Annotated in this window: 22 protein-coding genes and 3 tRNA genes; 2 read left to right on the plus strand and 23 right to left on the minus strand. The window is 65.2% G+C overall.

Translation table 11 applies throughout. The annotated features are described in order from the left end of the window. Nucleotides 1–166: 166 nt before the first annotated feature. A tRNA-Asn gene (locus ACFFJK_RS16860) sits at nucleotides 167–242 on the minus strand. A 135-nt stretch (nucleotides 243–377) separates the two neighbouring features. Here ACFFJK_RS16860 and purT point away from each other — a divergent pair. Then, nucleotides 378–1,592, plus strand: coding sequence for a formate-dependent phosphoribosylglycinamide formyltransferase (gene purT, locus ACFFJK_RS16865; protein WP_379680665.1), 1,215 nt, complete (start codon nucleotides 378–380; stop codon nucleotides 1,590–1,592). A gap of 124 nt (nucleotides 1,593–1,716) precedes the next feature. Here purT and ACFFJK_RS16870 read toward each other — a convergent pair. The 4 genes from ACFFJK_RS16870 to ACFFJK_RS16885 all read right to left on the minus strand — a co-directional run bounded on the left by ACFFJK_RS16870 (nucleotide 1,717) and on the right by ACFFJK_RS16885 (nucleotide 4,239). Next, a tRNA-Asn gene (locus tag ACFFJK_RS16870) sits at nucleotides 1,717–1,792 on the minus strand. 67 nt (nucleotides 1,793–1,859) lie between these two features. Further along, nucleotides 1,860–2,585, minus strand: a complete 726-nt coding sequence (locus ACFFJK_RS16875; RefSeq protein ID WP_379680667.1) for an alpha/beta fold hydrolase — start codon at nucleotides 2,583–2,585, stop codon at nucleotides 1,860–1,862. Nucleotides 2,586–2,836: 251 nt separating this feature from the next. Next, a tRNA-Asn gene (locus ACFFJK_RS16880) sits at nucleotides 2,837–2,912 on the minus strand. 115 nt (nucleotides 2,913–3,027) lie between these two features. Continuing rightward, complete coding sequence (locus tag ACFFJK_RS16885; RefSeq protein WP_379680669.1) at nucleotides 3,028–4,239, minus strand: amino acid aminotransferase; 1,212 nt, start codon at nucleotides 4,237–4,239, stop codon at nucleotides 3,028–3,030. Nucleotides 4,240–4,378: 139 nt separating this feature from the next. On the opposite strand from ACFFJK_RS16885, the gene uvrB reads away from it, so the two are divergent. Continuing rightward, nucleotides 4,379–6,475 (plus strand): excinuclease ABC subunit UvrB, encoded by a 2,097-nt coding sequence (gene uvrB, locus ACFFJK_RS16890; protein ID WP_379680671.1) that lies wholly within the window; start codon nucleotides 4,379–4,381, stop codon nucleotides 6,473–6,475. Nucleotides 6,476–6,618: 143 nt separating this feature from the next. On the opposite strand, the gene ACFFJK_RS16895 is transcribed toward uvrB, so the two are convergent. The 18 genes from ACFFJK_RS16895 to rlmN all read right to left on the minus strand — a co-directional run bounded on the left by ACFFJK_RS16895 (nucleotide 6,619) and on the right by rlmN (nucleotide 26,385). Further along, on the minus strand, nucleotides 6,619–7,083 hold the full coding sequence (locus tag ACFFJK_RS16895; protein WP_379680672.1) for an RES family NAD+ phosphorylase: 465 nt from the start codon (nucleotides 7,081–7,083) through the stop codon (nucleotides 6,619–6,621). Nucleotides 7,084–7,153: 70 nt separating this feature from the next. Continuing rightward, the gene (locus ACFFJK_RS16900; protein WP_379680673.1) at nucleotides 7,154–9,172 is read right to left on the minus strand and encodes a hybrid sensor histidine kinase/response regulator; all 2,019 of its coding nucleotides are present in this window, start codon (nucleotides 9,170–9,172) and stop codon (nucleotides 7,154–7,156) included. A gap of 90 nt (nucleotides 9,173–9,262) precedes the next feature. After that, complete coding sequence (locus ACFFJK_RS16905) at nucleotides 9,263–9,859, minus strand: MarC family protein (RefSeq protein WP_379680675.1); 597 nt, start codon at nucleotides 9,857–9,859, stop codon at nucleotides 9,263–9,265. A gap of 195 nt (nucleotides 9,860–10,054) precedes the next feature. Further along, nucleotides 10,055–10,594: a phosphoribosyltransferase gene (locus ACFFJK_RS16910; RefSeq protein ID WP_036212409.1), complete on the minus strand. Its 540-nt coding sequence runs from the start codon at nucleotides 10,592–10,594 to the stop codon at nucleotides 10,055–10,057. 39 nt (nucleotides 10,595–10,633) lie between these two features. Then, nucleotides 10,634–11,950 (minus strand): adenylosuccinate synthase, encoded by a 1,317-nt coding sequence (locus ACFFJK_RS16915; protein ID WP_379680676.1) that lies wholly within the window; start codon nucleotides 11,948–11,950, stop codon nucleotides 10,634–10,636. A gap of 3 nt (nucleotides 11,951–11,953) precedes the next feature. Then, the gene (locus ACFFJK_RS16920) at nucleotides 11,954–13,108 is read right to left on the minus strand and encodes an ATP phosphoribosyltransferase regulatory subunit (RefSeq protein ID WP_379680677.1); all 1,155 of its coding nucleotides are present in this window, start codon (nucleotides 13,106–13,108) and stop codon (nucleotides 11,954–11,956) included. Nucleotides 13,109–13,387: 279 nt separating this feature from the next. After that, entirely contained in the window at nucleotides 13,388–14,263 is an 876-nt protein-coding gene (gene hflC, locus ACFFJK_RS16925; RefSeq protein ID WP_379680678.1) for a protease modulator HflC, read from the minus strand. Continuing rightward, on the minus strand, nucleotides 14,263–15,555 hold the full coding sequence (gene hflK / locus ACFFJK_RS16930; RefSeq protein WP_379680680.1) for an FtsH protease activity modulator HflK: 1,293 nt from the start codon (nucleotides 15,553–15,555) through the stop codon (nucleotides 14,263–14,265). Before hflK ends, hflC begins: the two co-directional genes overlap by 1 nt. A gap of 3 nt (nucleotides 15,556–15,558) precedes the next feature. Beyond that, a complete protein-coding gene (gene hflX / locus ACFFJK_RS16935; protein WP_379680750.1) occupies nucleotides 15,559–16,773 on the minus strand; it encodes a GTPase HflX in 1,215 nt (404 codons plus the stop codon). A gap of 32 nt (nucleotides 16,774–16,805) precedes the next feature. After that, entirely contained in the window at nucleotides 16,806–17,042 is a 237-nt protein-coding gene (hfq, locus tag ACFFJK_RS16940) for an RNA chaperone Hfq (protein WP_026354376.1), read from the minus strand. Nucleotides 17,043–17,195: 153 nt separating this feature from the next. Continuing rightward, a complete protein-coding gene (gene der, locus ACFFJK_RS16945; RefSeq protein WP_379680681.1) occupies nucleotides 17,196–18,539 on the minus strand; it encodes a ribosome biogenesis GTPase Der in 1,344 nt (447 codons plus the stop codon). A gap of 9 nt (nucleotides 18,540–18,548) precedes the next feature. Then, entirely contained in the window at nucleotides 18,549–19,703 is a 1,155-nt protein-coding gene (gene bamB / locus ACFFJK_RS16950) for an outer membrane protein assembly factor BamB (protein ID WP_379680682.1), read from the minus strand. 84 nt (nucleotides 19,704–19,787) lie between these two features. Beyond that, the gene (locus tag ACFFJK_RS16955; RefSeq protein ID WP_379680684.1) at nucleotides 19,788–20,465 is read right to left on the minus strand and encodes a tetratricopeptide repeat protein; all 678 of its coding nucleotides are present in this window, start codon (nucleotides 20,463–20,465) and stop codon (nucleotides 19,788–19,790) included. 71 nt (nucleotides 20,466–20,536) lie between these two features. Then, the gene (gene hisS / locus ACFFJK_RS16960) at nucleotides 20,537–21,904 is read right to left on the minus strand and encodes a histidine--tRNA ligase (protein WP_379680686.1); all 1,368 of its coding nucleotides are present in this window, start codon (nucleotides 21,902–21,904) and stop codon (nucleotides 20,537–20,539) included. 145 nt (nucleotides 21,905–22,049) lie between these two features. Further along, nucleotides 22,050–23,336: a flavodoxin-dependent (E)-4-hydroxy-3-methylbut-2-enyl-diphosphate synthase gene (gene ispG / locus ACFFJK_RS16965; RefSeq protein WP_379680688.1), complete on the minus strand. Its 1,287-nt coding sequence runs from the start codon at nucleotides 23,334–23,336 to the stop codon at nucleotides 22,050–22,052. Between the two features lie 33 nt (nucleotides 23,337–23,369). Continuing rightward, complete coding sequence (locus ACFFJK_RS16970) at nucleotides 23,370–24,386, minus strand: RodZ domain-containing protein (RefSeq protein ID WP_379680689.1); 1,017 nt, start codon at nucleotides 24,384–24,386, stop codon at nucleotides 23,370–23,372. A 23-nt stretch (nucleotides 24,387–24,409) separates the two neighbouring features. Continuing rightward, the gene (gene pilW / locus ACFFJK_RS16975) at nucleotides 24,410–25,213 is read right to left on the minus strand and encodes a type IV pilus biogenesis/stability protein PilW (protein WP_379680690.1); all 804 of its coding nucleotides are present in this window, start codon (nucleotides 25,211–25,213) and stop codon (nucleotides 24,410–24,412) included. After that, nucleotides 25,213–26,385 (minus strand): dual-specificity RNA methyltransferase RlmN, encoded by a 1,173-nt coding sequence (rlmN, locus tag ACFFJK_RS16980; RefSeq protein ID WP_512700284.1) that lies wholly within the window; start codon nucleotides 26,383–26,385, stop codon nucleotides 25,213–25,215. Before rlmN ends, pilW begins: the two co-directional genes overlap by 1 nt. Between the last annotated feature and the right edge of the window lie 63 nt (nucleotides 26,386–26,448).

The raw sequence follows: 26,448 nt of genomic DNA on the forward strand, positions 1-26,448 counted from the left end.
GTGATTTACGCTCCGCGCTTCCTCCCCACGGTCGATTACTCTTCCGCAGTTGCGCTTCACTTCGCTCGCTGTGGTCAGCTTGCGGCCGGACTTTCACCCGCAGGAGTGCGCCCATGCTGGGCGCACAAACAAAAAGGGCCGCATTCACATGCGGCCCTTCGTATTCTGGCTCCCCGACCTGGACTCGAACCAGGGACCTGCGGATTAACAGTCCGTCGCTCTACCGACTGAGCTATCAGGGAAAGGAGGCCGCATTATAGCGGCTCGATGGCGGTTTGCCTAGTGCCGAGCATGAACAGTGCCCGCATGCCGTCCGCGCCAGCAGCCGGAGAGGCGCTTTGCTATAGTCGCAGCATTTTCACTATCCGCCATCGACCATGACCACACCACGCCTCTTCGGTACCCCGCTCTCCCCTTCCGCCACCAAAGTCATGCTGCTCGGCTCGGGCGAACTGGGCAAGGAAGTCATCATCGCGCTGCAGCGCCTGGGCGTGGAGACCATCGCGGTCGACCGCTACCCGAACGCGCCGGGCCACCAGGTGGCGCACCGCGCCCACGTGATCGACATGACCGACGGTGCCGCGCTGTCGGCCCTGATCGCACTGGAAAAGCCGGACCTGGTGGTGCCGGAAATCGAAGCCATCGCCACCGAGACCCTGCTTGCGCTGGAAGAGGCCGGCAGGATCACCTGCATCCCGACCGCGCGCGCCGCGATGCTGACCATGAACCGCGAAGGCATCCGGCGCCTGGCCGCCGAGGAGCTCGGCCTGCCCACCTCGCCCTACCGCTTCGCCAGCAGCCTCGAGGAACTGCAGCAGGCCTGCGCGGCGGTGGGCTTCCCCTGCGTGGTCAAGCCGGTGATGTCCTCGTCCGGCAAGGGCCAGTCCAAGCTCGACGGCGCGGCCGACGTGCCGGCGGCGTGGGAATACGCGGCCAGCGGCAGCCGGGTCGATGCCGGCCGCGTGATCGCGGAAGGCTTCATCGACTTCGACTACGAGATCACGCTGCTGACGGTGCGCTCGGTGGGCAGCGACGGCGGGATCGAAACGAGCTTCTGCGAGCCGATCGGCCACAAGCAGGTGCAGGGCGACTACGTGGAGTCGTGGCAGCCGCACCCGATGAGCCCCGTCGCGCTGGAGCGTGCGCGCGACATCGCGGCCAAGGTCACGGCCAACCTGGGCGGCTGCGGCGTGTTCGGCGTCGAGCTGTTCGTCAAGGGCGACGCCGTGTGGTTCTCGGAAGTGAGCCCGCGTCCGCACGACACCGGCATGGTGACAATGGCCACGCAGGTGCAGAGCGAATTCGAGCTGCACGCCAAGGCCGTGCTGGGCCTGCCCGTGAACGTGGCGCTGCGCGCGCCGGGCGCCTCCGCCGTGATCTACGGCCAGCTCGAAGGCAGCGGCATTGCCTTCGAAGGCGTGGCCGAGGCGCTGCGCGTGCCCGATACCGACATTCGCCTGTTCGGCAAGCCGGAATCGTTCGCGCGCAGGCGCATGGGGGTGGCGCTGGCGACGGCCGGGGACGTCGAATCGGCGCGCGAACGGGCGCGCGAGGCGGCAGCCAGGGTCAGGCCGCTACCTTTCCGCCCATAGAGGCAGGCGGGAAGCGCCGCACCGCGCATCGGACGAAGGGAGCCCGCTGTCCAGGGGCTCGCGAATATCCGGTGCAGGCCCGAAAAACAAAAAGGGCCGCATCTTCATGCGGCCCTCCGTATTCTGGCTCCCCGACCTGGACTCGAACCAGGGACCTGCGGATTAACAGTCCGTCGCTCTACCGACTGAGCTATCAGGGAAAGGAGGCCGTATTATAGCAGCGCTTTTCGATTTCGCGAACCCCTGAGCTATCGAAAAGCAAGATTTCTACGCCGGCGACTGCGAGCGGGTCCGCGCGACCAGCTTCGATAGCGCTTCCAGCACCACGTGCGGCTCCGACACCTGCGGGAAATGCGCACTGCCCCTGGCGATGATGCGCTCGCCCAGCGGCGACAGGCGCGCCAGCGCCTCCTGGTTGCGTTCGCGCTCGAGCAGCGCTTCGCGCGAGGCCATCCAGCGCGGCAGGCGCTTGCCGCCCGAAATCACCGTCACCGGAATCGGCGGGAAGTCCGGCGCCTCGCCGATCTCGGCCACGGTTTCGAGTTCGTTGCTGATTTCGTCGTTCGGATCCGGCGGCGAAAAGCGGTCGAGCAGGCCGGCCACCACGCGCTGCAGGGTCGAGCGGTATTGCTTCATGTTGAGCACGTCGTCGGGCGCCGTCGCCTCGATGAACAGCACGCCGCAAGTCTCGTCCGAATACACGCGTGCGAACAGGTTCGCATGCAAGCCGCCGAACGAGTGGCCCACCAGCAGGAACGGGGGGCGCGCGCCGATTTCGCGCAGCAGCGCGCGCAACTGCAGGACGACCGTGGTGCCGAGCTGCGGCTCGCGGGCGCGGGCGCTGCCGCCGATGCGGGGGCGGTCGTAGGTCACCACCGTGCCGAGCGCCTCGATTTCCGGGAACAGCTTGAACCAGCCTTCGAGCGGGCCACCGGCGCCGCTGAACATGACGATGGTCGGGCTACCCTGCCCCGACATGGAGAAGCGGAGCACGTGCCCCGCGACGGCAACGCTTTTGCTGGTTGGTAATTGCTTCACTATGCAATCCGGATAACGAAAGTGTTGCCAGCGTACTCCTACTGCCCATGAATAGGCAACTACTATCGGTCACCCTTTCACAACTCCCTTCCGGCGCATGTTCGAACAAGAGCCGCAAGCGGATCGGCCCGGGCCAACGACACAGGCCATGTGCGAAAGGCGGAAATGACAAAGGGCCGCGTTTTCACGCGGCCCTTCGAATGTTCTGGCTCCCCGACCTGGACTCGAACCAGGGACCTGCGGATTAACAGTCCGTCGCTCTACCGACTGAGCTATCAGGGAATTGAAGACAGCATTATATGTTTGCGATGACACGTTGTCAAACCTGGATCGTGTCGCGCAGCCACTTTTGCTGCTCTTCGGAATCAAGTCGCCTTAGTTCCGAAGAGCCAAGATTTTAAAGAACTTTCGCGACGGCGTCAACGACGCGATCGATATTCGTCGAGTTCAGTGCGGCGACGCAGATGCGGCCGGTGTCCACGGCGTAGATCGACTGCTCGCGCAGCTTGGCCACCTGCTCTTTCGTCAAACCCGAGTACGAGAACATGCCCACCTGTTGGCGCACAAAGTCGAAATCGTGGCCCGGGGCTTTTTCCTTGAGCTTCTCGACCATGCTGCCGCGCATGTCGCGGATGCGCACGCGCATGCCGGCCAGTTCGTCTTCCCACAGCTGGCGCAGCTCCGGGGTCGACAGCACGGTGGCCACCACCTTGCCGCCGTGGGTCGGCGGGTTCGAGTAATTGGTTCGGATGACGCGCTTGAGCTGCGAGAGCACGCGTGCCGATTCTTCGGCACTGGTGGCGACGATCGACAGCGCGCCGACGCGCTCGCCGTACAGCGAGAAGGACTTCGAGAACGAGTTCGACACCAGCAGCGGGATGCCGGTCTCGGCGAAGCGGCGCACCACGGCGCCGTCTTCCGCGATGCCGGCGCCGAAGCCCTGGTAGGCCATGTCGAGGAAGGGCACGAGGCCGCCGTCGACCACGGCCTGGATGACCTGGCTCCACTGTTCCTGGGTCAGGTCGGCGCCGGTCGGGTTGTGGCAGCAGGCGTGCAGCACCACGACCGCGCCCTGCGGCATGGCCTTCAGGGAGGCCAGCATGCCGTCGAAATTCACGCCGTGGGTGGCCGGGTCATAATAGGTGTAGTTGTTGACCACGAAGCCGGCGCTCTCGAACAGCGCCCGGTGGTTTTCCCAGCTCGGGTCGCTGATGTAGACCTCGGACTGCGGCGAGAAACGCTTGAGGAAGTCGGCGCCCAGCTTGAGTGCGCCGGTGCCGCCCAGGGCCTGCACGGTGATCGCGCGCTTGTCTTGAATTACGGCGCTGCCGGCCCCAAATACGAGCTCCTGCACAGCCTTGTCGTACGCCGCCAGCCCTTCGATCGGCAGGTAGGTGCGCGGCGCCGGCTGTTCCATCAGCTTCGCTTCCGCTTTCTGAACGCACTGCAGCAAAGGTACCTTGCCGTTATCGTCGTAATAGACGCCGACCCCCAGGTTGATCTTGGCCGGGTTGGTATCGGCGTTGAATGCTTCGGTAATGCCCAGGATCGGGTCGCGCGGGGCCATGTCGATGGCGCCGAAGAGGCTGGCGGAGGCTGTGGAAGTCATCGTGATAGACTGAAGAAACTGAGTGAGTTGTCGGTGGATTCGCGGTGGGTTCGCAGCGGTTGTATAGACAAAGACGTCATTGTCACGCATGTGCTGCACTGCGGCATGCGGACTCCCATTCTAGCAAAGGTCTGAAAGTATGGCAGATTTATCCATTGCAAATGCCCCCGAGCCGACCGTCATCACCTATCCGGGATCGCCTTTCAAGCTGCACCAGCCCTTCCCGCCGGCTGGTGACCAGCCGACCGCGATCGCCGGCCTGGTCGAGGGCATCAATGACGGCCTGATGTACCAGACGCTGCTCGGCGTGACGGGTTCCGGCAAAACCTACACGATGGCCAACGTGATCGCGCAGGCCGGCCGTCCGGCCATCGTCTTCGCGCCCAACAAGACGCTGGCGGCCCAGCTGTATGCGGAGTTCCGCGAATTCTTCCCGCAGAACGCGGTCGAGTATTTCGTGTCCTACTACGACTATTACCAGCCGGAAGCCTACGTACCCCAGCGCGACCTGTTCATCGAAAAGGACTCGTCGATCAACGAGCATATCGAGCAGATGCGCCTGTCGTGCACCAAGTCGCTGATGGAGCGGCGCGACGTGGTCATCGTGGCCACCGTGTCGGCCATCTACGGTATCGGTAACCCGAACGAATACCACAAGATGATCCTGACGCTGCGCCACAAGGACAAGGTGGCGCAGCGCGACATCATCGCGCGCCTGATCCAGATGCAGTACACGCGCAACGAGATGGACTTCGCGCGCGGCTCCTTCCGCGTGCGCGGCGACACCATCGACATCTTCCCGGCCGAGCACGCCGAACTGGCCATCCGCGTCGAGATGTTCGACGACGAGATCGAGTCGCTGCAGCTGTTCGACCCGCTGACCGGCCGCGTGCGCCAGAAGATCCCGCGCTTCACCGTGTACCCGGGCTCGCACTACGTCACGCCGCGCTCGACCGTGCTGCGCGCGGTGGAATCGATCAAGGCCGAGCTGCGCGACCGCCTGGAAGAGTTCCGCCAGCAGAACAAGCTGATCGAAGAACAGCGCCTCGAACAGCGCACCCGCTTCGACCTCGAGATGCTTGCCGAGATCGGTTTTACCAAGGGCATCGAAAACTACTCGCGCCACCTGTCCGGCTCGATGCCGGGCGAACCGCCGCCCACGCTCATCGACTACCTGCCCAAGGACGCGATCATGTTCATGGACGAGTCGCACGTGATGATCGGCCAGCTCAACGCCATGTACAACGGCGACCGCTCGCGCAAGGTCAACCTGGTCGACTACGGCTTCCGCCTGCCCTCGGCGCTGGACAACCGGCCGCTCAAGTTCCAGGAATTCGAGAGCAAGATGCGCCAGACGGTCTTCGTCTCCGCGACGCCGGCCGAGTACGAAAAGGAAAAGGCCGACAACGTGGTCGAGCAGGTGGTGCGCCCCACCGGCCTGGTGGACCCGAAGGTCATCGTCAAGCCGGCGCGCTCGCAGGTCGAAGACCTGATGAGCGAGATCACCGACCGCATCACCAAGGACGAGCGCGTCCTGGTGACCACGCTGACCAAGCGCATGGCCGAGCAGCTCACCGAGTACCTGAGCGACCACGGCATCAAGGTGCGCTACCTGCACAGCGACATCGAGACGGTGGAGCGCGTGGAGATCCTGCGCGACCTGCGCCTGGGCACCTTCGACGTGGTGGTCGGCATCAACCTGCTGCGCGAGGGCCTGGACTTGCCGGAAGTGTCGCTGGTGGCGGTGCTGGATGCGGACAAGGAAGGCTTCCTGCGTTCGGAACGCTCGCTGATCCAGACCATCGGCCGCGCGGCGCGTAACCTGAACGGTATGGCGATCCTCTACGCCGACCAGATGACCGATTCGATGAAGCGCGCGATCGACGAAACCGAGCGCCGTCGCGCCAAGCAGATTGCCTTCAACGAGGCGAACGGCATCACGCCGAAGGGCTTGAACAAGAAGATCAAGGACATGATCGACGGCGTCTACAGCAACGCCGCGCAGAAGGCCATGGTCGAGGGCATCCAGGAAGATGCGGCGACGGCCAAGGTCGAATCGATGAGCGAGAAGCAGATCAGCAAGGAGATCAAGCGCCTCGAGAAGCTCATGGTCGACCACGCCAAGAACCTGGAGTTCGAGAAGGCGGCGCAGGTGCGCGACCAGCTGCATGTGCTCAAGCAGCAGGCGTTCGGGGCACCGGGGGCGGACAACGTGGTGTCGATGCTGGGCAAGTAAGGCTCAACGGCAGCGGTATCGGCACTGCCACCTGCAAGACCATCGTTCCCGCCTGCGCGGGAACGACGGTCTTTAAGCCAACAAAATCGTCATTAACTCACGACGTTCCGCGATTGGTGGGACTGGGTGAGCATGGCTCGCCATTAGTCCTTCCGATTGAACATCCTCGGATCAAAACTGAACGACCGCACGATGCTCAGCTTCACCCGCTCATACGCCGGATGCGCCGGATTGATGACCAGGTTCAGCCCCTCCCCCACGATCACGGACGGCACCCGCATGTAGAGGTGCTTGCAGTCCTTGAGAAAATTGGTGCCGAAGGCGGTGGCGCTGCCGCCGTCTTCCAGGTCGTCCCAGCCGTTGGGCAGCCGGTCGGCCGGGATGTCGATGCCCAGTTCCGGGTCGTCCGGCACATCGACCGCCACCAGCACCAGGGTCGGGTCGTCGCCCTCGGTGTGGACGAATTTCTCCAGCACCGCTAGCTCGGGCGTCATCGCGGAATACAGGGCGGGGCAGCCTTCCATGTGCCAGTGTCCGCCGCTCTTGCGCGCGCCTTCGCAGTTGCGGTCCAGCGCCACGTCTTCGTTTGCAATTCTCCAGGTTCGCATGCCAGTCCCATGATGTTCAGTCCGGAACCCAGCATACAACGGGACGCGCGCGCGCCCGCGCACGGATAAGCTAGCCGGACTGGGTGCCGACTTGGCCTAGGATGTCGAGCAGCTGGCCCAGGTCGGCCGGTTTGACCAGATGGTGGTTGAAGCCGGCCTCGCGCGCGCGCTGGCGGTCTTCGGCCTGGCCGTAGCCGGTCAGCGCGATCAGCGTTGCGCCGGCGGTCTCGGGCGAGCCGCGCAGCTGTCGCGCAAGCTCGTGGCCGTCCATGTCGGGCAGGCCGATGTCGAGCAGCATCGCTTGCGGGCGCTCGCGCAGGGCACGTTCGAGCGCGCCCTTGCCGTCGTATTCGACCGTGACCGCGTGGCCGTGCGCCTCGAGCAGCGTCGCCAGCATCTGGGCCGCGTCGACGTTGTCGTCGACCACCAGCACGCGCACGGCCCCAGGCGCCAGGGCCGGCTCGCCTTCAGCGGGTGCTGCGGGCGCGTCCTGGCGCAGATGCAGCGGCAGCCGCACGTCGAATTCGCTGCCGCGGTTCAGGCCGTCGCTGTAGGCCGCCACGCTGCCGCCATGCAGTGCCACCAGGCTCTTGACCAGCGCCAGGCCGATGCCCAGGCCGCCCTGCGAGCGGTCGGGGGTGCGCTCGGCCTGCGTGAACAGGTCGAAGATATACGGCAGCACTTGCGGATCGATGCCCTGGCCATTGTCGCGCACGCCGATCACGGCCTGCTCGCCCTCGACACGCGCGCGCAGCACGATGCTGCCGCCCGCCGGCGTGTACTTGGCTGCATTGTTCAGGATGTTCGAGACCACCTGGACCAGGCGCGTGCGGTCGCCGCACACGTAGGCAGGCTCCCGGGGCACCTCGACCTGCAGCGCATGGCGCTTCATGTCGAGCAGCGGCCGCACCTGCTCCACGGCGCCCTGCACGATTTCGGCGGCATCGATCACTTCCTTCTCGATCGCCACCAGGCCGCGCGTCACGCGCGAAACGTCCAGCAGGTCGTTCACCAGCGCGGTCATGTGCTCGGCCTGGCGCGCGATGATCTCGCTGGCGTGGCGCGTGCGCGCCGGGTCGAGCTGGCCGCCGCGCAGCAGCTCGGCGGCGGTCGTGATCGGCGCCAGCGGGTTGCGCAGCTCGTGCGCCAGCATTGCCAGGAACTGGTCCTTCTGGCGGTTGGCGGCGCGCAGCTCGTCCTCGACCCGCTTGCGCACGGTGACGTCGCTGCCCTCCACGAAGATGCCGACCACGTCGCCCTTGGGGTCGCGGATCGGCTGGTACACGAAATCGATGAAACGTTCTTCCAGCGGGCCGTTGGCCTCGCGCTGCACGCGCAGCGGCAGCGCATGGCCGACGAAGGGCTCGCCGCTGCTGTAGACCTGGTCGAGCAGCTCGAAGAAGCCCTGCCCCTCCACCTCCGGCAGCGCCTGGCGCGCCGTCTTGCCCACCAGCTCGCGGTGCCCGACCAGCTGCAGGTAGGAGCGGTTGGTGATCTCGAACACGTGTTCGGGCCCGCGCAGCACGGCAATGATGCCGGGCGCCTGCTCGAACAGCGTCACCAGGCGCTGGTTCTCTTCCTCGCGGTAGCGTTCGGCCAGCACCTCGGCCGTCGTCTCGACGCAGGCGCAGAACATGCCGGCCACCGTCCCGTCCTCGTCGCGCACCGACGAATATGAAAACCGGAACCAGGTGTCCTCATCGTACCCATGGCGGTTCATGCGCAGCAGCATCCGGTCCACATACGTGGATTCGCCCTTGAGGGCACGCACGATCAGGGGATGGATATCGTCCCAGATCTCGCCCCAGATGTCGTGGAAGCGGTTGCCGAGCGAGGCCGGGTGCTTCTCGCCCAGGACCGCGGTATAGGAGTCGTTGTACAGGAAGCCGAGCTCCGGTCCCCAGGCGACGAACATGGGGAACTTGGAGTTGAGGATGAGCCCGACCGTGGTGCGCAGGGCCTGCGGCCAGGTGCGCGGATGGCCCAGCGGGGAACCCGACCAGTCGTGGGCGCGCATCATCGCCCCCATCTGGCCGCCGCCGCTGAGGAAAGGCAGCCATTCGGAAGGCGTAGCGTGTTCCTGTTTCATTCGTTTCTTACCGGGTTTGTCGTCGATCGTTGCCGCGTTCGCGCCGGCAAAGTGTGCCAGATTTGACCGTTTCGCCCCGCACCGCTCGCATCACAGCGTTTGTACAAATTCACGTATGCCGCCAAGCAGCATCTCGACCGCCATGGCCGTCAGGATCAGGCCCATCAGGCGCTCGAAGGCCGTCATCACCTGCGGACCAAGCCGCTGCTGCAGGCGTTCCGCGCTGAGGAACACGGCCAGCCAGACCACGCCGACGGCAGCCAGCGCCGCAACATGGACCAGGGTGTCGTTCAGGCTGCCGGAGGTGAACAGCAGCACGGTCGCCAGCGCCGACGGGCCCGCCAGCGCGGGAATCGCCAGCGGCACGATGAAGGGTTCGCCATGCTCGCTGCGGCCGAGCACGCCGTCCGGGTGCGGGAAGATCATGCGGATCGCGATCATCAGGAGGATCACGGCGCCGCCGATGCGCAATGCGACCGGACTCAGGTGCAGCGCCTCGAGGAAGGGCGTGCCGAAGAACATGAAGATCAACAGCAGCAGGAAGGCGATGGCGCATTCGCGCACGACGATACGGGAACGGCGCTCGACCGGCACGTCCTTCAGGGCGGCGGCAAACAGGGGGACGTTACCGAAGGGGTCGGTGACGAGGATCAGGAGGATGAAGGTCTGGAAGAAGCTCTGGGTCATGGATTTCTTATTGTTTGCATAGCCCGTTTCTAGGATTTTGCAATCTTAACAGAGAAACAGCATTCGAGAACTATCTGTGCGGAAAACACTTATACCGCCAGTAAATACAATCAGGCGTGGCAATAAAAAAGCGGGGAAGGCTTGCACCCTCCCCGCTTCGTCCGGCGCCTGCGGCGCCGATTGTTGATTGCTGGATTACTTCTCGAACTTCTTCATCCACGCCGCCAGCTGGTGCGGGCGCAGGCCGTCGTAGTCTTCGAACGGCTGGTGGATCCACGGATTGTGCGGCAGGTCTTCCAGGTGGTAGTCCGGCTTGAAGGCCGAGGTACCTTTCACCCAGATGACGGCCGAGCGCACTTCCGAAACGTCCGGGTAGTTGGTCTGCAGGTGCTCGCGCACCTTTTGCAGGGTCACGCCGGAGTCGGCCAAGTCATCGACCAGCAGGATGCGGCCGGCCAGCGGGCCCTTGGTCATCGTCATGTACTTGGCGATGTCCAGGTTGCCCTGCTTGGTGCCGGCTTCTTCTCGGTAGGAGCTGGTCGACAGGATCGCCAGCGGCACATCAAAAATGCGCGAGATCACGTCGCCCGGACGCACGCCGCCGCGCGCCAGGCACAGCACCATGTCGAACTTCCAGTTCGATTCATACACTTGCAGGGCCAGGCGCTCGACCAGGCGGTTGTACTCGTCCCACGAAACCCAGAGGTCCTTGTCGGTCGATGCAGGGGTGTTCATTTCAGGTAATTCCTATCTTCTACTTTTATGCGTTGGTGCTTATGCCGCGAACGGATGGCGCAGCACGATGGTTTCTTCGCGGTCCGGGCCGGTCGACACCATGTCGATCGGCACGCCCACCAGTTCTTCGATGCGCTTGATGTAGGCGCGGGCGTTGGCCGGCAGCTCATCCATCGACTTGGCGCCGACGGTCGAGTCAAGCCACCCCGGCATTTCTTCGTAGATAGGCTGGCACAGCGCGGCTTCCTCGGCGCCGACCGGGAAGATATCGACGTCGCGGCCGTCGATCTTGTAGCCGGTGCACAGCTTCAGGGACTCGATGCCGTCCAACACGTCCAGTTTGGTCAGGCACATGCCCGACACGCCGTTGATCTGCACCGAGCGGCGCAGCAGGGCGGCGTCGAACCAGCCGCAGCGGCGGGCGCGGCCGGTCACGGTGCCGAACTCGTGGCCCACGCGCGACAGGTGCTCGCCGACGCCAGCGTCGGTCGGCAGTTCGGCCGGGAACGGGCCCGAACCGACGCGGGTCGTATACGCCTTGGTGATGCCAAGGATGTAATGCAGCATGCCCGGGCCGACGCCGGCGCCGGCGGCGGCATTGCCGGCCACGCAGTTCGACGAGGTGACGAACGGGTAGGTGCCGTGGTCCACGTCCAGCAGCGAGCCTTGTGCGCCTTCGAACAGCAGGCTGCCGCCGGCCTTGTGCGCGGCGTACAGTGCCGAGGACACGTCGCCGACCATCGGGCGCAGGCGCGGCACCAGTGCCATCGCGTCGTCGTAGGTCTGCTGGAAGTCGATCGCTTCGGCGCCCAGGTAGTTGACCAGCACGTGGTTGTGGTACTCGAGGTTTTCACGCAGCTTCTCGGCGAAGCGCTCTTCGTTGAGCAGGTCGGCGATGCGGATCGCGCGGCGGGCGACCTTGTCTTCGTAGGCCGGGCCGATGCCCTTGCCGGTGGTGCCGATCTTGTTCTCGCCGCGCTTGGCTTCGCGTGCCTTGTCGATGGCGACGTGGTAAGGCAGGATGACCGGGCAGGCTTCCGAGATCTTCAGGCGCGACACGACTTCGATGCCGGCGGCCTGCAGCTTGTCGATCTCGCGCATGACGTCAGGCACCGAGACCACGACGCCGTTGCCGATGTAGCAGGCCACGCCTTCGCGCATGATGCCCGACGGGATCAGCTGCAGCGCGGTCTTCTGGCCCTTGATGACGAGCGTATGGCCCGCGTTATGGCCGCCCTGGAAACGGACGACGCCGGCCGCATGGTCGGTCAGCCAGTCGACGATCTTACCCTTGCCTTCATCGCCCCACTGGGTGCCGATGACAACGACGTTCTTTGCCACGTTAGTATTTGACATCACTTAACCTAAGTTTTTGAGAATCCAATTTCCGTTTTCGAGGACGAGCACGCGGTCGCACTCGAACTCGTCCTGAACATTGTCGTGACCCGGCATGCTTTGGATCACGACTTCGCCTGCCTTGCGCAGGTCAGCGATTTTTTCGCGCAGCTCGGGGGCATTGCCCCACGGCGCGCGGATGGAGTGCTTGCGCTCGGCCGTCGGCAGCAGCCGCGCCAGTTCGCGCAGGTCGAGCGAGAAGCCGGTTGCCGGACGCGCGCGCCCGAATGCTTCGCCGACATGGTCGTAGCGCCCGCCCCGGGCCACCGCGTTCGGCAGGCCCGGTACGTAGAGTGCGAACATGGCGCCGCTTTCGTACTGGTAGCCGCGCAGGTCGGCCAGGTCGATCGCCACTTCGGCGCGGCCGATGGCGCCCGCGGCCAGCGCTGCCAGTTCGGCCAGCGCGCGGGTGATGCCCGGCAGTGCCGGCAATTCCTCTTTGGCACGCGCCAGCACGTCGATGTCGCCGTACAGGTGCGGCAGCGCCAGCAGCGCCTGGCGCGTGGCGGGCAGGTAGTGCTGCGTGAACTCATCCAGGCCCGGCGCATCCTTGGCGCGCAGCAGGCAGGTCAACTGGGCTTCGTCGCGCTGCGCGGCCGGGTCCTCGGCCAGCAGGGCGCGCAGGATGCCGACGTGGCACAGGTCGAGGCGCACGTCGTCGAAGCCGGCCAGCGCCACCGAGCTCAATGCCAGTTCCTGGATCTCGGCGTCGGCTTCCAGGCCGGCGTGGCCGTAGATCTCGCAACCGACCTGGATCGGCTCGCGCGTGGAGTGCAGGCTGGAGGGACGGGTGTGCAGCACGCTGCCGGCGTAGCACAGGCGGGTGACGGTGTCGCGGTTGAGCAGGTGGGCGTCGATGCGGGCGACCTGGGTGGTCATGTCGGCGCGCAGGCCGAGCAGGCGGCCGGACAGCTGGTCGACCACCTTGAAGGTGCGCAGTTCGGTATCCTGCCCTGCCCCGGCCAGCAGCGACTCGACGTACTCGAGCAGCGGCGGCATCACCAGCTCGTAACCGTACAGGCGGAAGGTGTCGAGCATCCTGCGGCGCAGGTCCTCGATCTTGCGCGCTTCGGACGGCAAGACATCGGCGATATTCTCAGGCAATAGCCAGTTCGGCATGGGCTAGCAGCAGTTTGTTATCAAGATCAAAGGGAGCACACGGGACCCGGGGTACGGGCGTGCTGGCGCACGGTGCGAGCGCCGAATCGGCAATTTTACCCGAAAATGGGGAGGCGTAGGCGGGGGATGTTGGTTTGACAGCTTATGCGGCTTGCCTGAATGCCACTTTGCAACGCTTGTCTATACCGATGAGTGAGCGGCCTGCAAAGTAAATTGGGCTGCACAATGCCGGTGACATCGTGCAGCCCAAGTTTGTCGCGCAGGGTTGGCGCCGGTGGATTACCTGCTGGCTCCCGGCTGCCTGAAGTACTTGAAGAACTCCGAGTTCGGATCCACCACCATCACGTCGCCGCGGTTCTTGAACGTGGCGCGGTAGGCTTCCAGCGAACGGTAGAACTTCGCGAACTCCGGGTTCTTGCCGAACGCGTCGGCGTAGATCGCCGATGCCTTCGCATCGCCTTCACCCTTGATCTTCTCGGCCTCGCGGAAGGCTTCGGCGATGATCACGGTGCGCTGGCGGTCGGCGTCGGCGCGGATCTGCTCGGACTCGGCGGCGCCGGTCGAACGCAGTTCGTTGGCCACGCGCACGCGCTCGGCCCGCATGCGGTCGTAGACCGAAGCGTTGATCTGCTCGATGTAGTCGACGCGCTTGAGGCGCACGTCCACCACGCCGACACCGATCTCCTTGGCTTCGGCGACCACCTTCTGCTTCACCGCTTCCATCACGCGGCCGCGTTCGCCGGAAATCACTTCGCGCACGGTGCGCTTGGTGATCTCGTCGTTCAGGGCCGCCTTGATGATCTGCGACAGGCGGTTGCGGGCGCGGGCCTCGTCGCCGCCGAAGCTGACGTAGTACAGGCGCGGGTCGGTAATGCGCCATTTCATGAAGGCATCCACCAGGATGTTCTTCTTCTCGGCCGTGATGAAGCGGTCGGCGTCAGGCGTGTCCAGCGTCAGGATGCGCTTGTCGAGGTACACCACGTTCTGGAACGGCGGCGGCAGCTTGAAATGCAGGCCCGGTTCGGTGATGACGTCGCGCACCTGACCCAGTGCAAAGACGATGGCGAAGCGGCGCTGGTCGACCACGAACACGGTGGACGACAGCAGCATCAGGGCAATGAAGCCCGCCACAAAAATAGTTACCAGGCGGTTCATTAACGGCTCTCCCGATCACGTGAGGAATCGCGGCTCCGGCTGTCGCGTTGACGAACCGAATCCATTGCTTGCATGACATCTGCCGACGGCGCGGACTGCGGTCCCTGAATCTGCTGCGGGCCCGACTTGCTGCCGACGCCTTCGCCGCCTGCGGCCTGCTGGATCAGCTTGTCGAGCGGCAGGTAGATCATCGGGTTGCCGGCGCGCGAGTCGACCATCACCTTGCTGGTGCTGGAGAAGATCTGCTGCATCGTGTCGATGTACATGCGGTCGCGGGTGACGGCAGGCGCCCTGGCGTATGCCGCGACCACCTGGTCGAAGCGCGATGCGTTACCGGTCGCGTTCTCCACCACCATCGAGCGGTAGGCTTCGGCGTCCTGCTGCAGGCGGAAGGCCTGGCCGCGTGCCTGCGGGATCACCTGGTTGGCATAGGCTTCACCCTCGTTGCGGGCACGGGCGCGGTCCTGGCCGGCCTTGACCGCGTCGTCGAAGGCTTCCTGCACCTGCTCCGGCGGCTGCACCGCCTGCATGGTGACGTTGGTGACCAGGGCGCCCAGCGCGTAGCGGTCGACGATCTGCTGCATCATCTGGTGCACGTCCACCGCGACTTTCTCGCGGCCTTCATACAGGACGAAGTCCATCTTGCTCTTGCCGACCACTTCGCGGATCGCGGTCTCGGCGACCTGGCGCACGGTCTCGTCGTTCTCGCGGTTATTGAACAGCCACTGGACCGGGTCCTTCAGCGTGTACTGCACCGCGAACTGGATGTCGATGATGTTCTCGTCGTCGGTGAGCATCAGCGACTCTTGCGGCTGCTTGTTGCGCACGTTGGCGCGGTAGCCGATCTCGGCGGTACGAATCTGCGAGACGTTGACGGTCTCGTGCGCCTGGATCGGGTACGGCCAGCGCCAGTTGAAACCGGGGCCGGCAGTATGACTGAGCTTGCCGAAGGTCGTGACGACGCCGGCCTGGCCTTCCTGCACGATGAAGGCGCCGCTGGCCAGCCAGATCAGGCCGACGATGACGGCCACCACGCCGGCAGTGATGCCGGCGCCGCCGCCGCCGCGGTAGGGAGTTCCCCCGTCGCCGCCGCCGTTGTTGCCATTGCCGCGCGAACCGAACAGGCGGTTGAGGCGCGCATTGAAATCGCGCCAGAGTTGATCGAGGTCGGGCGGACCTTCACCCGGACGGCGGCCCTCCTGGGCCTTGTGGTCACCGTCGGGCTTGTTGCCCCAACGTGGATCGTTCAGCGACAGTTTGATGCCGCAACGTTTTAATAAAGAAACGAGCATAGGCTAGTGGGGCCCGACATGGGGGGGAGTTGGCATATTATCGGCAGGACCACCCAAGGAGCCGCCACCCGTCGGCCCGTCTTCGGTGAAGCCATGACTGAATTCGTCATCGCTCAGGTCCTGCTCTTCGTTCGAATTATCGCCGCCTTTCACGGACTTGGCGGCCTCGACGATGGCGTCGCGCAGCAGGTCCAGGCCAGCGCCGCTATGGGCGCTGATGAAAACGCGGCTGATCTTATCATACTCATCACGCTCGACCCCAGGTTCCAGCCCGGCGGCATCGATCTTGTTCCAGACCAGGATCTGGGGAACATGGTCGGCCCCGATCTCGCGCAGCACGTCGTTGACCTGCTCGATCTGCTCCATGCGCACCGGCGAATTGCCGTCGACCACGTGCAGCAGCAGGTCGGCGTGGATGGTTTCCTCGAGCGTGGCGCGAAAGGCGGCCACCAGCTGGTGCGGCAACTCGCGCACGAAGCCGACGGTATCGGAAATTACGACACTGCCGACCTCGTCGCCGAGGTACAGGCGGCGGCTGGTCGTGTCCAGGGTGGCGAACAACTGGTTCGCAACATACACGCCGGCCTTGGTGAGCGTATTGAACAACGTCGACTTGCCGGCGTTGGTATAGCCGACCAGCGACACCGAGAAGGTCTGGTTGCGTCCGCGCTGGCGGCGCTGGGTCTCGTGCTGCTTGCGCAGCTTGGTGAGACGGATGCGCAATTGCTTGACGCGCTCGCCGATCAGGCGGCGGTCGGTCTCGAGCTGGGTTTCACCCGGGCCGCGCAGGCCGATACCGCCCTTTTGACGTTCCAGGTGGGTCCAGCCGCGGATCAGGCGCGTGGCCAGGTGCTGCAGCTGGGCCAGTTCCACCTGCAGCTTGCCCTCGTGACTCTGGGCACGCTGGGCGAAAATGTCGAGGATCAGGCTGGTACGATCGACCACGCGCACCTCGAGGCGACGCTCGAGGTTACGCTGCTGCGCAGGCGACAGTGCATGGTTGAAGATGACGATCTCGATGCCGTCGGCCTTGCAGGCCATGGCGATTTCATCGGCCTTGCCGCTGCCGACGAAATGGGCGGGATCGGGGCTGCTGCGCTTGGCCGTGATCGTGGTGATCGGGTCGGCGCCGGCGGAGCGCGCAAGCAGCGACAGCTCTTCCAGGCTGGCGGCAAAGTCGCCAGCACCGAAATCGATGCCGACCAGCGCTGCGCGCATGGTGGTGTTGCCGGGGGCGTCAGCCATCGGCCTCACTCGGCTTCGGAGTCGAGGTTAAGGTTGACGGCGCGGGCCGGGACGACGGTGGAAATGGCATGCTTGTAGACCATCTGGGTCACGGTGTTACGAAGCAGGACGACGTACTGGTCGAAGGACTCGATATGGCCTTGCAGTTTGATGCCGTTGACCAGGTAGATGGAGACGGGGACGTGCTCCTTGCGCAGTGCGTTCAGGAATGGGTCTTGTAACAGTTGCCCTTTGTTGCTCATAACAGCTCCGTAATGTTGTTGTAGTTCAGGTGTATAGATGCGAGTTGGAGGCGTTTTGCCAATTTTCAAGTGCTTGGGCTACATTCCGCTGTGGCGAATGAAAGCCCTGAGCTACTGTAACCTGTTTCGCCGCTTTTTGTCGTACTGCTACGCCTACTTCTGCTCCTTGGCAAAAGGATTCTTGCCGGTACGCATTTCAAGACGCACCGGGGTGCCCACCAGGTTGAAGGTCTCGCGGAAATGCTTTTCCAGGTAGCGCTTGTACGGGTCGCTGACGGCCTCGAGCGCGTTGCCGTGGATGACGATGATCGGCGGGTTCTGGCCGCCCTGGTGGGCATAGCGCATCTTCGGCCGCACGCTGCCCTTGCGCTTCGGCTCCTGCTTCTCGATCGCTTCCTGCAGCGCGCGGGTCAGGCGCGGGGTCGAGAGGTTCGCCGTCGCCGCCGCATAGGCCGCGTCCACCGACTTCATCAGCTGGCTGATACCGGTCCCCTTCAGCGCCGACACGAAGTGGGTCTTGGCGAAGGACAGGAAATCGAGCTTGCGGTCGAGGTCCATCTTGACCTGGTCGCGCTGGTCCGAGGTCAGGCCGTCCCACTTGTTGACCGCCACCACCAGGGCCCTGCCGGACTCCAGGATGAAGCCGGCGATGTGAGCGTCCTGCTCGGAGATGTCCTGCTGCGCGTCCAGCAGCAGGATGACCACGTTGGCGTCCGAGATCGACTGCATGGTTTTAACCACCGAGAATTTCTCGATCGCCTCGAAGATCTTGCCGCGGCGGCGGATGCCGGCGGTGTCGATCAGCGTATAGCTCTTGCCGTCGCGCTCGAACGGCACCTCGATCGAGTCGCGGGTGGTGCCCGGCATGTCGAAGGCGATCACGCGCTGTTCGCCGACCAGGGTGTTGATCAGGGTCGATTTGCCGACGTTCGGGCGGCCCACGATGGCGATCTTGATGCCGTGGTCGGCCGGCTCCAGTTCTTCCTCGTCTTCCGCGCGGTTCTCGAAGGCGAAGTCGAGCGCCTCGACCACCAGGTCGTGCACGCCGTCGCCGTGGGCGGCCGAGATCACGTACGGGTCGCCCATGCCGAGTTCGTAGAAATCGGCAGTGACCGAGGTGTACTTCATGCCCTCGGACTTGTTGACCACGAGCATGACCTTGCGGCCCGTCTTGCGCAGGTAATCGGTGATGGTCTTGTCGTGCGGCGTCAGGCCCTGGCGGCCGTCGACGATGAACACGACGACGTCGGCCTCGGCCACCGCCTGGCGCGTCTGCAGCGCCATCTCGTGCATGATGCCCTCTTTGGCCACCGGTTCGAAACCGCCGGTGTCGATGACCAGGAACGGACGGTCGCCGATCCGGCCTTCGCCATAGTGGCGGTCGCGGGTCAGGCCAGGGAGGTCGGCCACCAGCGCGTCCCGCGAACGGGTCAGGCGGTTGAATAGGGTCGACTTCCCGACGTTCGGGCGACCAACGAGTGCAATTACCGGCTTCATGTAGTTATTCTATTCGACCGCGATAGCGGCCACAGTTCCATTTTGTGTTTGAAAAATCAGGTTCGATCCGGCCACCAGCGGGCTGCCCACAATCGGGCTGCCGTCGGTGGCGGCGCGCGCCAGGAAAGAGCCGTCTTCGCGCGACAGGAAGTGCACGATGCCCTGGTAGTCGCCCACCGCCACGGCGCGGCCGTACGAGAGGGGCGTGGACAGGCGGCGGAAGGCCAGCTTGTCGTTCTTCCAGGCGTTCGAGCCGGTGTCGCGGTTGAAGGCGTACAGGGCGCCCTTGTCGTCCGATGCGAAGACGAAACGCTGGTCCACGGCCACACCGACTTCCGACGACAGGTCGCGGGTCCAGCGCGCCGAGCCGGTGGCCAGCTCGAAGCAGCCCACGCGGCCCTGGTAGGACACGGCGCAGACGTCGTCCTCGAACAGCACCGGGGCGCCGCCGATGTCGGTGACGCGCTCGAGTTCCGTCGCGCCGCGCGCCACGCCCACTTCGACGTCCCAGCGCGGGGCGCCGGTCGCCAGGACCAGCGAGGACAGGCGCCCCGCCGGCTGGGCGATGATGACGTCGTTGCCGGCCACCACCATGCCCGGCGCGGTGCGCAGGGTCAGCGGCGGGGCGATGCGCTGCACGGTCCATTTCTTTTCGCCGGTCCTGGCGTCGAAGCCGACGATGCGGTTGTCGAGGCTGCGCGCGACGACGATGCCCTGCCCCACCACCGGCGAGGACAGGATTTCGCTCGACAGCTGCGCGTTCCACAGCTTCTTGCCGTCCATGTCGAAGGCCAGCAGGGTGCCCTTGGTGCCGCCGACCACGATCAGGTTGCCGTCGGTGCCGACGCCGGCCGAGAGTTCGGTGCCGGCCTTGACGCGCCACAGCAGTTTGCCGCTGGACGCTTCCACACGGGCGATGTCGCCGCTGTTGGCGGCCACCACCACGGTGTTGCCGGTCAGCGCAGGCGAGAACTGGTAGCTGCCGGCCTTGCCGATGTCGAGCTTCCATGCGGTACGCACGGCCATCGAACCCTTGAGCTCCACGAGCGGCGCCGGCTGGTCGCCTTTCGACTTCGAGGCGAACGGATTGAGCGAATTCAGGGTCGAGCAACCCGTCATCAGGGCCAGTACACCAACACCAACAAGTTTGCTGCTAATACGCATATTCTTTTACCTTGTTCCTGGACTGTAGAGGACGCAAAGCCCGCGCGCGCCTGCGTGGCGCGCGCGGGCCCGTGAAACTGGAGCTTACGCTGCGGCGGCGTTCTTGTCCGCCTTGTCTGCCTCGTCCGCCGGGACGGTGCCGCCGATCGCTTCGAGCTTGACCTGGACCAGTTGGCGGCCCGGGTTTTCCTTGCTCATCGCGGCCAGCGCGGCAACGTAGGCCTGGCGTGCTTCGGCAATCTTGTTCTGGGCCACCAGCACATCGCCCTTGCGGTCGCTGACTTCGGCCGAGAACTGCGCCGGGAATTTCTCGTTCAGCAGTTTCAGAGCAGCATCGTAGGACTTTTCGTCCAGCAACACGCCGGCCAGGCGCAGGCGGGCGATGGCCTTGTACTCGTCGTTGCCATTGTCCACCACCCACTGCAGCTGGGCCTTGGCGGTCTTCAGGTCGTTCGCCTCGAAGGCGGTCTTGGCGGCGGCGAGCGCGCTCATCTGCGCGTAGGCGGTGCCGTCGTACTTCTTCTGGATGTCGCCGGCGATGCGCTGGGCCTTGGCGTTGTCGTTCGCGATGAGCGCATTCTGCAGCTCGTCATACAGCGCGGATGCTTCGACGGTCTGGGTGCGCTTGTGCGAGTTCCAGAAGTTGTAGGCGGCGTAGGAACCGAGCGCGATGATCAGCACCCAGATGATGAGGTTGCCGAAACGGGCCCAAAAGGCCTTGAAGGTCGCTATCTGTTCCTGTTCTTCGAGATCGTATGCCATTGTCTGCTCTGTTGTTCTGGTCTGTGGTGGTGGATCGGTACTCTTCTTGCCGCCTGTTACGCGACGTCCGCTTACGGACGGTGGTGATGCCCGTGCTCGTTGCAGTTCTCGTCGTCGCAGTCGTGGCCGCCCCCGCCGACGATCTGGTCGACCACGTAGTCGACCACCTCCTCGAACGGGACGCTGGCCTGTTGCTGCTCGCCGGCCTGGACGTCGACTGCGCGCATCGCCTTGACGTTCGCCTTGCCGCTGGCGACCTCGTCTTCGCCGATGATGACGGCGAACGACGCGCCGCTGCCGTCGGCCTTCTTCATCTGGCTCTTGAAGCTGCCCGCACCGGCCGGCGTTGCGCAATGTAACACAACATCCAGCCCGGCATCCCGAAGTCGCTCGGCCAGGATGAAGGCCTGCAGCTGGGCGTCCTCGCCCTGGTGCACCATGTACACGTCGCACTGGCTCGGCGCTTGCGTCTCGCCCAGGCCCTTCATCAGCTCGATGATGCGTTCGATGCCCATCGCGAAACCGACCGCCGGGGTGGCCTTGCCGCCGAACTGCTCGATCAGCGGGTCGTAGCGCCCGCCGGCGCAGATCGTACCCTGCGAGCCCAGCTCGTCGGTGACCCACTCGAACACAGTGCGGTTGTAGTAGTCCAGGCCGCGCACCAGGCGCGGGTTGATCGTGTACTGCACCGCGTTGCGGTCGAGGATCTTCTTCAGGCCCTCGAGGTGGGCCATCGACTCCTCGCCCAGGTAGTCGAGCAGCTTCGGCGCGCCGTTGACCATCTCCTGCATGGCGGGATTCTTGGTGTCGAGGATGCGCAGCGGATTGCTGTGCAGGCGGCGCTTGGCCTCGGCGTCGAGGATGTCCTCGTGCTTTTCAAGATAGGCGATCAGGTCGGCGCGGTGGCGCAGGCGCTCGTCGGCGTTGCCGATCGAATTGAGCTCCAGGCGCACGTTCTGCAGGCCGAGGTCGTCCCACAGGCGGCGGCACAGCATGATCAGCTCGGCGTCGATGTCCGGTCCCGAGAAGCCGACGGCTTCGGCGCCGAACTGGAAGAACTGGCGGTAGCGGCCGCGCTGCGGACGCTCGTGACGGAACATCGGGCCCTTGTACCACAGGCGCTTGGGGCCGTCGTACACGAGGTTATGCTCGAGCACGGCGCGCACCACGCCGGCAGTGCCTTCCGGGCGCAGGGTCAGCTGGTCGCCGTTCATCGAGTCCTCGAAAGAGTACATCTCCTTCTCGACGATGTCGGTGACGGCGCCGATGGCGCGCGCGAACAGGCTCGTATCCTCGACGATCGGGGTGACGATCTTCTGGTAGCCGTAGCTCTTCAGGATGGTTTCGGCGGTGTTCTCGAACAGCTCCCACATCGGCGCATCAAGCGGGAGGATGTCGTTCATGCCTTTGACGGCGACGATTTTTTCTGGTTTGGACATATTGTTAGCCTCAAAACCGTCGTTCCCGCGCAGGCGGGAACCCAATTTCAGCGTGCGTTTCGACTGCTCTGGCAAAAATTGGGTACCCGCCTTCGCGGGTACGACGTGCTAAGGGCGCAGGTCATTGCCTGCGCACCCGGTTATTTTATTGTGCGACTGCCTCTTGGCGGCCGTAATTCTTCTGCACGTAGTTCAACACGATGGTCTTGAACTCATCCACGATCCGCTCGCCGCGCAGCGTGGCAACCTTCTGGCCGTCGACGAACACCGGCGCCGCCGGCGATTCGCCGGTGCCCGGCAGGCTGATGCCGATGTTGGCGTGCTTCGACTCGCCCGGGCCGTTCACGATGCAGCCCATCACGGCCACGTTCATCGCTTCCACGCCCGGATAGGTCTTCTTCCACTCCGGCATCTGCTCGCGCAGGAAGGTCTGGATGTTGTCCGCCAGTTCCTGGAACACGGTCGAGGTCGTGCGGCCGCAGCCCGGGCAGGCGATCACCATCGGGGTGAACTTGCGCAGGCCCATGGTCTGCAGGATCTCCTGGCCCACCACCACTTCCCTGGTGCGGTCGCCGCCCGGTTCCGGCGTCAAGGAAATGCGGACGGTGTCGCCGATGCCTTCCTGCAGCAGCACCGACAGCGCGGCGGTCGAGGCGACGATGCCCTTGCTGCCCATGCCGGCCTCGGTCAGGCCCAGGTGCAGCGGGTAGTCGCAGCGGCGCGCCAGTTCGCGGTACACCGCGATCAGGTCCTGCACGCCCGACACCTTGCACGACAGGATGATCTTGTCGCGCGCCAGGCCCACTTCCTCCGCGCGCACGGCGTTCTCGATCGCCGAGGTGATCAGGGCTTCGTACATCACGGCCTGCGCGCTCCAGGGCGTGGCGCGGGCGGCATTCTCGTCCATGATACGGGCCAGCAACGACTGGTCCAGGCTGCCCCAGTTGACGCCGATGCGCACCGGCTTGTCGTACTTGGCGGCGATCTCGATCATCTGGGCGAACTGGGTGTCGCGCTTGGCGCCCTGCCCCACGTTGCCCGGGTTGATGCGGTACTTCGACAGCGCCTGCGCGCATTCCGGATAGTCGCGCAGCAGCAGGTGGCCGTTGTAGTGGAAGTCGCCAACCAGCGGGGTATCGATTTCCATGCGGTCGAGCTGTTCGCGGATCGCCGGCACGGCGGCGGCCGCGGCCGGCGTGTCCACGGTGATGCGGACGATCTCGGAACCGGCGCGCGCCAGTTCCTTCACCTGGATCGCGGTGCCGATCGCATCGGCGGTGTCGGTATTGGTCATCGACTGCACCACGACCGGCGCGTCGCCGCCGACCCAGACCGTGCGCTGGCCGTGCGACACCGCCACCTTGCGGCTGACGCGGCGCGCCAGCGGGCCGGAGGGGATCGGCTCGCCGATGCAGGGTTCGTTCGGGATCATGTTCTGTTCCATAGCGTTTGCGTTTGCTTCAGCTTATTGCAGGGCGACGCGGGCGATGGTCTTGCCCGGCACCTGGGGCAGCGCGACGTTCGCGCCGCGCAGGGTGGCCGTGACGCCCGACGGGTTGCCGACCACGACGTTCACCGGTTCGGCAACCTCGACGGTCTCGGTCGAACCGGCCTTGACGAGGCGTGAAATCAGCGGCCTGCCGCCCTTGGCCGGGCGCACTTCGATCCAGGAATCTTCGCGCACGTTCAGCACCAGCGGATTGGCGCCAGCAGGAGCGGCCGTGACCGGTGCGGCCAGGGTGGTTGCCGGTGCCGCCGGCGGCGTTGCAGCGGGCGTGGCCGGTGCCGTTGTAGCCGGCGTGGCCGGAGCGGCGCCGGGTGTGGCTGCCGGCGCGCTACCCGGCGTGGCGCCCGGCGCCGTCGCGGGCGCGGCAGGCGTCGTGGCCCCGCCTGCCGGCGCTGGCACCGAGATCAGCGGCACCGAAGGATTGAGCAAGGGATCTTGCGTAACCGGCGCGCCGGCGCCGGGCGTGGTGACGACCGGCGACTCGAGCACGGCCTCGGTGTCGGTAGCCGGCAGCCGGCTGCCCGGAACCAGGCCGAAGTGCCACAGCGCGGCGCCGGCTGCGATCAGGACGGCCACGCCGGCGATCAGGCCGACCGGCACTTTGTTGCGCTTGCCGCCCATCGGGAAACGGCTTTGCGAGAACGAGGCCGGACGCTGCTCGCGGCGCGGAATCGAGGCGGTGGCGCCGGCCTGGGCCTCCGGCGGCATGTTCATCTCGATCTTCGCAACCAGCGGCGTGGCGTCGATCTTCAGCAGCTTGGCATAGGCGCGCACGAAGCCGCGCGTCACGGCCGGGCTCGGCAGCGAGGCGTAGTCGCCCGCCTCCAGCGCCACCACCTGGCGCGGGGCCAGCTTCAGCTGGTCGGCCACCTGCTCCACGCTCCAGCCCATCGCTTCGCGCTGGGTCTGCAGGGTCTTGCCAGGGATGGCGGCGTCGTTGCCCGGCGTCGCCGGCTGGTCTGCATGCTCGTTCATTGTCCTCGTCTCACTTTGATAGTTTACTCATCAAATGCGCCGCGTTCGAAGGCCGCGTACTCGGGCGAACCGGGGAAGCGCCTGCGCAACTGGGCGGCCATGCTCGCTTCCTGGGTCCGGTCGCCGAGCTTGCGCTGCACACGCATGGCGAGCCATAGCGTGTCGGCCGGGAGCGTGTCGAGTTTCGTTGTCTCGATCAGGCGATTGATGAAAAAACCGGCGCGCTGGTAGTCGCGCCGCTCGTAATAGATCCGCGCCAGCCCGGCGTTCGTGGCCTGCAGCTCGGGGTTGTAGCGTAAGGCCTCGAGCAGGTAGCGCTCGGCCGCCTCGTGGTTGCGGGTGCGCAGGCTGCACATGCCGGCGTTCACCAGGGCGCTCACCGGCGTCTGGTAGGCACGGTTACGCAACGCGGCGTCGAAATACGGCATGGCCTGGGCCGGCTTGTTCAGCGTCTGGCACAGGAAGGAACCGTAGTTGTTTGCCAGTTCCGGGTTGTTCGGCGCGATGCGCAGCGCCTGCTGGTAATTCTCGTCGGCCAGCTGCTGCTGGCCCAGCGCGGTGTAGATCAGGGCGCGCAGGCCATAGGCCTCGGCATAGGCCGGGTCGGCCGCAATGGCCTGCTTGACCTCGTCGAGGGCGATCTCGTGCTGGCCGTTCTGGTAGTAGCCGACGGCCAGCTGCAGGCGGATCGCCGCGCGCTTTTCCGCCGCCGTCTGGTCGGACGCGGTCTTCAGCTCCCCGCCGCCATGGCTGGCACAGCCCCCGAGCAGGGCCAGGGCCAGGCCCAGGGCCGGCAGAAAGGCGGCGCGGCCGGCTTTGCTTCCCATCAGGACGGGATCTCCACGATGCGCCCGAAGTCGGCGCCGAACTTCTTCTGGTACTCGGCCATCTTTTCCATGCGCTGCGCCACCCGGGTGCGGTCCTGCACCTCGCCGGCCAGCTGGCCGCAGGCGGCGTCGATGTCGTCGCCGCGCGTCTTGCGCACGGTGGTGACGATGCCGGCGTCCATCAGCACCTGGGCGAAGGCCTTGATGCGCGGGTTCTTGGAACGGGTCAGGCCCGATTCCGGGAACGGGTTGAACGGAATCAGGTTGAACTTGCAGTTCACGCCGACCACCGGGTCGTTCACCAGGGCGATGAGTTCGCGCGCGTGCTCGTCGCTGTCGTTGTAGCCGTCGAGCATGCAGTATTCAAACGTGATGAAGTCGCGCGGGGCGAACTCCAGGTAGCGTTTGCACGCGGCCATCAGCTCGCGCAGCGGGTATTTTTTATTCAAAGGCACCAGCACGTCGCGCAGGGCGTCGTTCGACGCGTGCAGCGACACGGCCAGGGCCACCGGCACGTCCTGCGCGAGCTTGTCGATATTCGGCACGACACCCGAGGTCGACAGGGTCACGCGGCGGCGCGACAGGCCGTAGGCGTTATCGTCGAGCATCATCTTGAGCGCGGTGACGGTCGGCTCGTAGTTGAGCAGCGGCTCGCCCATGCCCATCATCACGACGTTGGTGATCTGGCGCTCGCCCTTGGGACCGGGCTCGATGCCCTTGGTACGGCGCAGCTCGAACTCGGCCATCCACAGCTGGCCGATGATCTCGGCCACGGTGAGGTTGCGGTTGAAGCCCTGCTTGCCGGTCGAGCAGAAGCGGCAGTTGACGGCGCAGCCAGCCTGGGTCGAGATGCACAGCGTGCCGCGGTTTTCTTCCGGAATGAACACGGTTTCCACGGCGTTGCCATTGCCCACGTCGACCAGCCACTTGCGGGTGCCGTCGCTTGACGTGTGGTCGCTGATGATGCCCGGCGCACGGACTTCCGCGCGGGTCTTGAGCTTTTCGCGCAAGGACTTCGCGAGATCGGTCATGCTGTCGAAGTCGGCCGCGCCGAACTGGTGGATCCAGCGTTGCAACTGCTTTGCGCGGAACGGCTTCTCACCCAGCTCGGCGCAGTAAGCGACGAGTTGCGCGGGATCGAAGTCCAGCAGGTTGGTGAGAGTCGTCATGATTGTTCCTGTTTCTATACTAAAACCCGCCTGCAAGCGCCCGTGGCGACGTGCAGGCGGGGTACA

Source organism: Massilia consociata (genome assembly GCF_042432755.1).
Lineage (GTDB): Bacteria > Pseudomonadota > Gammaproteobacteria > Burkholderiales > Burkholderiaceae_D > Telluria > Telluria consociata.